9 protein-coding genes are annotated in these 8251 nt (G+C 71.6%); 5 read left to right on the forward strand and 4 right to left on the reverse strand.

Annotated elements, in window-relative coordinates; genetic code table 11:
* Positions 1-1274: phospho-sugar mutase (locus tag C1J00_RS33050; protein WP_102912665.1), on the forward strand; the 1274-nt coding region annotated here is incomplete at its 5' end.
* A 36-nt stretch (positions 1275-1310) separates the two neighbouring features.
* Here the strand turns inward: C1J00_RS33050 and C1J00_RS33055 are convergent.
* Both C1J00_RS33055 and C1J00_RS33060 read right to left on the reverse strand, forming a co-directional pair.
* A complete protein-coding gene (locus C1J00_RS33055) occupies positions 1311-1670 on the reverse strand; it encodes a DUF6204 family protein (protein ID WP_102912658.1) in 360 nt (119 codons plus the stop codon).
* Between the two features lie 253 nt (positions 1671-1923).
* Positions 1924-2628: a PH domain-containing protein gene (locus tag C1J00_RS33060; RefSeq protein WP_102912659.1), complete on the reverse strand. Its 705-nt coding sequence runs from the start codon at positions 2626-2628 to the stop codon at positions 1924-1926.
* Positions 2629-2763: 135 nt separating this feature from the next.
* Between C1J00_RS33060 and deoC the strand changes: the two genes are divergently transcribed.
* Genes deoC through C1J00_RS33075 form a run of 3 tightly spaced genes read left to right on the forward strand, consistent with a single transcriptional unit; the run spans position 2764 to position 6048 of the window.
* On the forward strand, positions 2764-3726 hold the full coding sequence (gene deoC, locus C1J00_RS33065; RefSeq protein WP_102912660.1) for a deoxyribose-phosphate aldolase: 963 nt from the start codon (positions 2764-2766) through the stop codon (positions 3724-3726).
* A 5-nt stretch (positions 3727-3731) separates the two neighbouring features.
* Complete coding sequence (locus tag C1J00_RS33070) at positions 3732-5168, forward strand: aldehyde dehydrogenase family protein (protein WP_102912661.1); 1437 nt, start codon at positions 3732-3734, stop codon at positions 5166-5168.
* Entirely contained in the window at positions 5161-6048 is an 888-nt protein-coding gene (locus C1J00_RS33075; RefSeq protein ID WP_102912662.1) for an aldehyde dehydrogenase family protein, read from the forward strand. Before C1J00_RS33070 ends, C1J00_RS33075 begins: the two co-directional genes overlap by 8 nt.
* 8 nt (positions 6049-6056) lie before the next feature.
* Here C1J00_RS33075 and C1J00_RS33080 read toward each other — a convergent pair whose 3' ends face one another.
* Together C1J00_RS33080 and C1J00_RS33085 are read right to left on the reverse strand one after the other, a co-directional pair.
* Entirely contained in the window at positions 6057-6902 is an 846-nt protein-coding gene (locus tag C1J00_RS33080) for a TetR/AcrR family transcriptional regulator C-terminal domain-containing protein (protein ID WP_245936594.1), read from the reverse strand.
* A gap of 78 nt (positions 6903-6980) precedes the next feature.
* Positions 6981-7319, reverse strand: a complete 339-nt coding sequence (locus C1J00_RS33085; RefSeq protein WP_245936592.1) for a hypothetical protein — start codon at positions 7317-7319, stop codon at positions 6981-6983.
* A gap of 123 nt (positions 7320-7442) precedes the next feature.
* Here C1J00_RS33085 and C1J00_RS33090 point away from each other — a divergent pair, with 123 nt between their 5' ends.
* Positions 7443-8147, forward strand: coding sequence for a uridine kinase family protein (locus tag C1J00_RS33090; protein WP_102912664.1), 705 nt, complete (start codon positions 7443-7445; stop codon positions 8145-8147).
* Positions 8148-8251: the final 104 nt, after the last annotated feature.

An 8251-nucleotide genomic window follows, 5' to 3' on the forward strand; every position in this document is an offset into this window, starting at 1 on the left:
GCCCCCTCCCGACCCCCGTGCTGGCCTTCGCGATAAGGCATCTCGGCGCGGTCGCGGGTGTGGAGGTCACCGCCAGCCACAACCCGCCCCGCGACAACGGCTACAAGGTCTACCTCGGCGACGGCTCGCAGATCGTCCCCCCGGCGGACATCGACATCGCGGCGGAGATCGCCGCCGTCCCGTCCCTCACCACCGTCCGGCGCCCCACCGAAGGCTGGGAGACCCTCGACGACAGCGTCCTCGACGCCTACCTCGCCCGCACGGACGCCGTCCTGTCCGGGGACTCCCCCCGTACGGCCCGCACGGTGTACACGGCGATGCACGGCGTCGGCAAGGACGTCCTCCTGGCCGCGTTCGGCCGCGCGGGCTTCCCGGAACCGGTCCTCGTGGCGGAGCAGGCCGAGCCCGACCCGGAGTTCCCGACCGTCGCGTTCCCCAATCCGGAGGAACCCGGCGCGATGGACCTGGCCTTCGCGACAGCACGCGCCTGCGAGACCGCCCCGGACCTGATCATCGCCAACGACCCGGACGCGGACCGCTGCGCCGTCGCCGTACCGGACGGCACCGACTGGCGCATGCTCCGCGGTGACGAGGTCGGCGCCCTGCTCGCCGCCCACCTGGTCCGCCGCGGAGCGACCGGCACCTTCGCGGAGTCGATCGTCTCCTCGTCCCTCCTCGGCCGTATCGCCGAGAAGGCGGGCCTTCCCCACGTCGAGACCCTCACCGGCTTCAAGTGGATCGCCCGCGCCGAGGGCCTGCGCTACGGTTACGAGGAGGCCCTCGGCTACTGCGTGGACCCGGACGGCGTACGCGACAAGGACGGCATCACGGCCGCGCTGCTGATCACGGAGCTGGCCTCACAGCTCAAGGAGGAGGGGCGTACGCTCCTCGACCTGCTGGACGACCTGGCGGTGGAGCACGGCCTGCACGCGACGGACCAGCTCTCGGTCCGTGTCGAGGACCTCTCCCTCATCGCGGCCGCGATGCGCCGCCTGCGCGAGCAGCCCCCGACGGAGCTGGCCGGTCTGCCGATCACACGTACCGACGATCTCACCAAGGGCACGGCCGGACTCCCGCCCACGGACGGTCTGCGCTACACCCTCGACGGCGCCCGGGTGATCGTCCGCCCGAGCGGCACGGAGCCCAAGCTGAAGTGCTACCTGGAGGTCGTGGTCCCGGTCGGGTCCCACCAGGATCTCCCGGCGGCCCGCGCGAGGGCGACCGACGTCCTGGAGTCGATCAAGCGCGACCTGTCGGCGGCGGCGGGCATCTGAGGCCGATGCCCGGCACCACCGCCCCGAGCCGGTGACTCAGGAACTCTTCCGGGCGGCCTCCAGCCGCTGCCGCTTGCCGAGAGGCGCCTGGGAGAGGTCCTCGGCGCTGGACCTCAGGTTCTTGTAGCCGTACCCGCGCTGCTCCAGCCAGGCCCGCGCCGACTCCTGGGCCCGCTCGGTCGCATCGAGGGTGTCCTCCTCGGCCTCCCCGGAGTCCAGGAAGCGGAAGGTGAAGGCGGGCCGCACGGCCACGTCGTACGTGAGGCTCCCCTCGGGTGTGAAGGCCGCGCGCAGCACGTCGTGCTCCGCGGCCCGCTCCAGCAGCCCGGCCCGCTGGTCGGCACTCAGCCCGTCGAAGACGCCTCGGACGGTGACACGGAAGGTACGGGTGCTCATGCCCCGAACCCAGGCCCGGGGAGCGCACCGGCTCCACCGCTTTTCCGTCACGGGACGGCCGGCCGAAACCCTGGCCGACCCACCGCGCCGACAGAACCGGCCGGGCGGCCGGCCCACCAGAACCGCACCATCCCGGCACGACCGGAACCGGCCGGGCGATCACCCAGCCCACCAGGACCACTCGGGCCATCACCCCAACACGACAAGAACCGGCCGGTCCGTCACCCCAGAACCCCCGGACCCACTCGGGCCATCACCCCAGCGCCACCATGATCAGCACCAGCACCGCCCCCGCGGCCGCCGGCGCCAGCACCTCGTAGGCCCACCGCACGGTCACCTCGCCGGGCGCCGACTCAGCCTGGCGGCGCGCCTCGTGCAGCCCGCGCAGGTCGTCCATGATCTGGTCGGTCTCCGCCCGCACGGGCCCGTCCGACAGCGGCTCCCGGCTGAAGCCCAGCCTCAGCCCCTCGGTCGTGCCGAGCGCGCCGCCACGGCTTGCTTCCCGCCCCGTCCGCCGCCGCGCCTGCGCCGTCGCCCGCATCTCACGCCGCGCGGCCTTCTTGCGCGCACGCAGCGAGACCGGCACGGCCCACAGCTGGTACTTCGCACCGGATTCGGTCAGGACCTCGTTGGAGTAGGCGGAGCGAAGCGAGGCGACCTGCCCCCAGGGCACGACGACGATGCGGAAGGGGTTGCGGATCCGCAGCCGGTCGTCGCCGGCGTACACGGCCGGGCGCAGGGTGAAGGCGACGACCAGCGGCACGACGAGCAGCAGCAGGGCGAGCGCGAGCCACGGCGTGCGCCCCTCCCCGGAGATCACCGCGTCGACGCCGAGCCATCCGGCGATGGCGAGCAGCAGCACGCCACCGGCGATGGCCGGGGCCGAGCGGTACACCCGGTCCTTGGACTGGGGCTCCGCAGGCTGCGGCGTCGGCGGCTGGGATTCGGGGCTCGTCATGTCTCGATTCTGCCGGACCCGTCCGCACGTCCCTCATCCACGTCCCCCACGCTTGGAGACGATCATCGGATCCACCCGGGAGAAACCTGGGGGCTGTACAGCCGCTACGCGCGTAGATATGCTCGTCTGGTGACCATGCCCAGTTCTGCACTCACCGCAGCTCACCCCCTCAAGGACGTCGCCGCGTCCGACAGCGCGCTGCGCCGCTTCCTCCACGGGCTCCCCGGCGTCGACGCGGTCGGGCTCGAAGGCCGTGCGGCCTCGCTCGGCACCCGTTCGATCAAGACGACCGCCAAGGCGTACGCCATCGACCTCGCCATCTCGATGGTCGACCTGACGACGCTGGAAGGCGCGGACACCCCGGGCAAGGTCCGGGCGCTCGGTGCCAAGGCGGTCAAGCCCGACCCGACGGACCGTACGACGCCGTCCACGGCGGCCGTCTGCGTCTACCCCGACATGGTGGCCGTGGCCAAGGAGGCCGTCGCGGGCTCCGGCGTGAAGGTCGCCTCGGTCGCCACGGCGTTCCCGGCCGGCCGCGCCGCTCTGGACGTCAAGCTGGCCGACGTCCGGGACGCCGTCGCCGCGGGCGCCGACGAGATCGACATGGTCATCGACCGCGGGGCGTTCCTCTCGGGTCGATACGTGAAGGTCTACGACGAGATCACCGCCGTGAAGGAGGCCTGCGGCACCTCCGCGCGCCTGAAGGTCATCTTCGAGACGGGCGAGCTCTCGACGTACGACAACATCCGCCGCGCGAGCTGGCTCGGGATGCTGGCGGGCGCGGACTTCATCAAGACCTCCACCGGCAAGGTCGCCGTCAACGCGACCCCGGCGAACACACTGCTCATGCTGGAGGCGGTGCGTGACTTCAAGGCGCAGACCGGCATCCAGGTCGGTGTGAAGCCGGCCGGCGGCATCCGCACCTCCAAGGACGCCATCAAGTTCCTGGTGCTGGTCAACGAGACGGCGGGCGAGGACTGGCTGGACAACCACTGGTTCCGCTTCGGCGCCTCCTCGCTGCTGAACGACTTGCTGATGCAGCGCCAGAAGCTGGCCACCGGCCGCTACTCCGGTCCCGACTACGTGACGGTGGACTGATCACCATGGCATCGGTATTCGAATACGCCCCGGCCCCCGAGTCGCGCGCGATCGCCGACATCGCGCCCTCGTACGGCCTGTTCATCGACGGCGAGTTCGTCGAAGCGGCGGACGGCAAGGTCTTCAAGACCGTCTCCCCGTCCACCGAGGAGGTCCTCTCCGAGGTCGCCCGGGCCGGTTCCGAGGACGTCGACCGTGCGGTGAAGGCCGCGCGCCGGGCGTTCGAGAAGTGGTCGGCGCTCCCGGGCGCGGAGCGCGCGAAGTACCTCTTCCGGATCGCTCGGATCGTCCAGGAGCGCTCCCGCGAGCTCGCTGTTCTCGAAACCCTGGACAACGGCAAGCCGATCAAGGAGACGCGCGACGCCGACCTGCCCCTGGTCGCCGCGCACTTCTTCTACTACGCGGGCTGGGCCGACAAGCTCGACCATGCGGGCTACGGAGCGAACCCGAGGCCTCTCGGTGTGGCGGGCCAGGTCATCCCCTGGAACTTCCCGCTCCTGATGCTGGCCTGGAAGATCGCCCCGGCGCTCGCGACGGGCAACACGGTCGTCCTGAAGCCGGCCGAGACCACCCCTCTCTCGGCGCTGTTCTTCGCGGACATCTGCCGCCAGGCGGGCCTGCCCAAGGGCGTCGTCAACATCCTGCCCGGCTACGGCGACGCAGGCGCCGCGCTGGTGTCCCACCCCGACGTGAACAAGGTCGCCTTCACCGGCTCCACCGCCGTCGGCAAGGAGATCGCCCGCACGGTCGCCGGGACCCGCAAGAAGGTCACGCTGGAGCTGGGCGGCAAGGGCGCCAACATCGTCTTCGACGACGCACCCGTAGACCAGGCCGTCGAGGGCATCGTCAACGGCATCTTCTTCAACCAGGGCCAGGTCTGCTGCGCGGGCAGCCGCCTCCTGGTCCAGGAGTCGATCCAGGAGGAGCTCCTGGAGTCCCTGAAGCGCCGCCTGTCCACGCTGCGCCTCGGCGACCCGATGGACAAGAACACGGACATCGGCGCGATCAACTCCGAGGAGCAGCTCACGCGCATCACCTCGCTCGTCGAGCAGGGCGAGGCAGAAGGTGCCGAGCGCTGGTCGCCGGCCTGTGAACTGCCGGAGAGTGGCTACTGGTTCGCCCCGACGCTCTTCACGAACGTCACCCAGGCGCACCGGATCGCCCGCGACGAGATCTTCGGCCCGGTGCTGTCGGTCCTGACGTTCCGCACGCCGGACGAGGCGGTCGCCAAGGCCAACAACACGCCGTACGGCCTGTCCGCCGGCATCTGGACGGAGAAGGGCTCCCGCATCCTGGCGGTCGCGAACAAGCTCCGCGCGGGTGTCGTCTGGTCCAACACGTTCAACAAGTTCGACCCGACGTCGCCGTTCGGCGGCTACAAGGAGTCGGGCTTCGGCCGCGAGGGCGGTCGCCACGGCCTGGAGGCGTACCTCGATGTCTGACACGCGACTCAGTGTCCTCAAGACCTACAAGCTGTACGTGGGCGGCAAGTTCCCGCGTTCCGAGAGCGGCCGGGTGTACGAGGTGAGCGACTCCAAGGGCAAGTGGCTGGCGAACGCGCCGCTGTCGTCCCGCAAGGACGCCCGGGACGCGGTGGTCGCCGCCCGCAAGGCGTTCGGCGGCTGGTCCGGGGCGACGGCGTACAACCGCGGTCAGGTGCTCTACCGCGTCGCCGAGATGCTGGAGGGCCGCCGCGACCAGTTCGTGCGCGAGGTGGGCGAGGCGGAAGGGCTCTCGAAGTCCAAGTCCGCCGCGGTCGTGGACGCGACGATCGACCGCTGGGTCTGGTACGCGGGCTGGACCGACAAGATCGCCCAGGTGGTCGGCGGCGGCAACCCGGTGGCGGGTCCGTTCTTCAACCTGTCCTCCCCCGAGCCGACAGGCGTGGTCGCGGTGCTGGCGCCGCAGGAGTCGTCGTTCCTGGGCCTGGTGTCGGTGCTCGCCCCGGTGATCGCGACCGGCAACACGGCGATCGTGGTGGCGAGCGAGAAGTCCCCGCTGCCCGCCCTGTCCCTGGCCGAGGTCCTGGCCACCTCGGACGTCCCCGGCGGCGTGGTGAACGTCCTCTCGGGCCGCACGGCCGAGATCGCGACGCCGCTCGCGGCCCATCAGGACGTCAACGCGATCGACCTCGCGGGCGCCGACGAGTCCCTCGCGAAGGAACTGGAGATCGCGGCGGCCGACAACCTCAAGCGCGTCCTCCGTCCACAGCCTGTGGATTACGCCGAGACCCCCGGCATCGACCGCATGACGGCGTTCCTGGAGACCAAAACGGTCTGGCACCCCACGGGGTCACTGGGCGCGTCGGGTTCCTCGTACTGAGCCACCCCTCACAGCCGAAGCCCCGGCCCTCCTCCGTCCAGGAGGCCCGGGGCTTCTCCGCGTCCCGCCCCCTCAGATCCCGAGCCGCTGCCCGATGCCGTCGAGCACGCAGTCGAGGCCGAACTCGAACTCCCAGGCCCGGTCGTCCTTGCGGGTCGCGCCGAGGGCGTACTGCTCGAAGGCCGGGTAGCGGCCCGTGTGCCCACCAGGTAGCGCATCTGCGGGGCGAGCGCCTCGCGGGTCTCGTCGCCGCTGGTCCAGCCGTGGCGCTCCTGGTAGTCGCGCACGCCGATCTCGGACTGGGCCGAACCGTGCACGAAGGAGGTGACGGCCCGGAAGGCGGCCATCACCGAGTCGGCGTCCAGACCGCAGACGGCGAGCGCGGCCGGTTGCCGGTCCGCCACGGCCATCCGTGACGGCGTGAGCAGCATGACGGGGGTGGGCATGGCCGCCTTCCACGGGTGGGCGAGCATCAGCTCCCGGGTCTGCAGGGCGTAGGAGCGCAGCACCTCCCGCCAGTCCGTCGCGCCCTGCGGGGCGGCCAGGTCGCGGGAGACCCGGTCGATCAGCAACCGGCGATGCTCATCACGATGAACAGCGCCGAGCCCCGCGACATGGGCGCGGCCAGCGGCACCCAGACGCTGCTGCGCACCATCGGCGGCTCCCTGGGGGTCGCCGTCCTCGGCTCCGTCTACACCAGCCGGCTCACGGCCACCGTGACGGACCGGCTCGGTGCCGACGGCGGGCGGTTGACCCAGGGCGAGCTGACGCCCGGGCAGTTGCGGGACCTGCCGGAGCCGGCCCGGAACGCGTTCCGGACGGGAGTGGTCGACGGCCTGCACGGTGTCGCGCATCGGCACGGGCCGTGCTGTGCGCCGTGGCCTTCGCGGTGGCGTGGCTGGTCCGGGAGGTCCCGCTGCGGGGCCGGTGAGCTACCGCTGCGACAGCAGCCCCGTAACCTGTCCCACCACCGGCATGCTCCCGATCGACTGTGCCTGCGCCACCGGCCCCGTCAGCGCCTGGGACGTCATCGGCTTGAAGTCGGCGAGCTGGGTGCCGAGGCCGTTGTCGAGGGGGTCGACTCCGGTGCCGGCGAGCGGGTTCGGCTTGAGGCCGGCGACCGGGCCGGTGACGTAGCCGACCGTGCCGGTGGCGACCTGGAGGCCGGACTGGGGGTCGATGTTGCCGAGGGAGGTCGGGCGGGTGTTGACCACGCCCAGGATCGAGGACGTGTCCGCCGCGGCCGACGCCGTGCCCGCCCCCAGCGCCACGCCCGCGGTCGCGAGGACGGCCAGGGCACGCCGGGCGGCCGGCTTCTTGGGAGAATCATCGGGCCACCAGTGCCACCTTCTGATGCACTGGGTAATCGCTTCGGGACCGAGGGTAGTTGAGGTGTGACGCGCGCATCAAAGGCGACCCGCGGGGTCGTACGGCCCCCGGTGGATGCTTCACACTGGTGTCCCGTGAGCTCTCCACTGCCCATATCGACGCGAGTCGTGCTGCTCTGCGGCCCTTCCGGCTCCGGCAAGTCCCTTCTCGCGGCCCGCTCCGGCCTCCCGGTGCTGCGGCTCGACGACTTCTACAAGGAGGGCGACGACCCGACCCTGCCCCTGGTGGCGGAGAGCTCCGACATCGACTGGGACCATCCGGACTCGTGGGACGCGGACGCGGCCGTCGCCGCGATCACCCGGCTGTGCCGCACAGGTCGTACGGAGGTTCCCGTCTACGACATCTCCCTCAGCGCCCGCACCGGCGGCGAGACGGTCGACATCGGACGGACGCCGCTGTTCATCGCGGAGGGCATCTTCGCCGCGGAGATCGTCACGCGATGCCGCGAACTCGGTGTTCTCGCCGACGCGCTGTGCCTGAGCCGCGGCCCGGTGAAGACCTTCCGCCGCCGCTTCCTTCGGGATCTGAAGGAGGGTCGCAAGTCGGTGCCGTTCCTGCTGCGCCGCGGCTGGCGTCTGATGCGGGAGGAGCGCACGATCGTCGCCCGCCAGACGGCCCTGGGCGCGTACGCCTGCGACCGCGACGAGGCGATGGGCCGGCTTGCGGCAGCAGCGGCCGGCCGGTGCGCGAGCCTCCGTACGGCGGCCTAGCTCCAGGGGGCGGAGGCGCGACGGAAGGCCCGCGACGGAAGGCCGGAGCACAACGGAAAGCGGGACTGGACGGACCCCCCGGCCCTCCAGCCCCGCTCCTGTGC

The organism is Streptomyces cahuitamycinicus, assembly GCF_002891435.1.
GTDB lineage: Bacteria > Actinomycetota > Actinomycetes > Streptomycetales > Streptomycetaceae > Streptomyces > Streptomyces cahuitamycinicus.

Bases quoted from the DNA above. Each gene is read 5' to 3' on its own strand.
- deoC (WP_102912660.1), top strand. From the start codon at position 2,764: ATGCCCAGTTCTGCACTCACCGCAGCTCACCCCCTCAAGGACGTCGCC.
- C1J00_RS33075 (WP_102912662.1), top strand. From the start codon at position 5,161: ATGTCTGACACGCGACTCAGTGTCCTCAAGACCTACAAGCTGTACGTG.
- C1J00_RS33055 (WP_102912658.1), bottom strand. From the start codon at position 1,670: ATGAGCACCCGTACCTTCCGTGTCACCGTCCGAGGCGTCTTCGACGGG.
- C1J00_RS33060 (WP_102912659.1), bottom strand. From the start codon at position 2,628: ATGACGAGCCCCGAATCCCAGCCGCCGACGCCGCAGCCTGCGGAGCCC.
- C1J00_RS33080 (WP_245936594.1), bottom strand. From the start codon at position 6,902: ATGCGCGACACCGTGCAGGCCGTCGACCACTCCCGTCCGGAACGCGTT.
- C1J00_RS33070 (WP_102912661.1), top strand. From the start codon at position 3,732: ATGGCATCGGTATTCGAATACGCCCCGGCCCCCGAGTCGCGCGCGATC.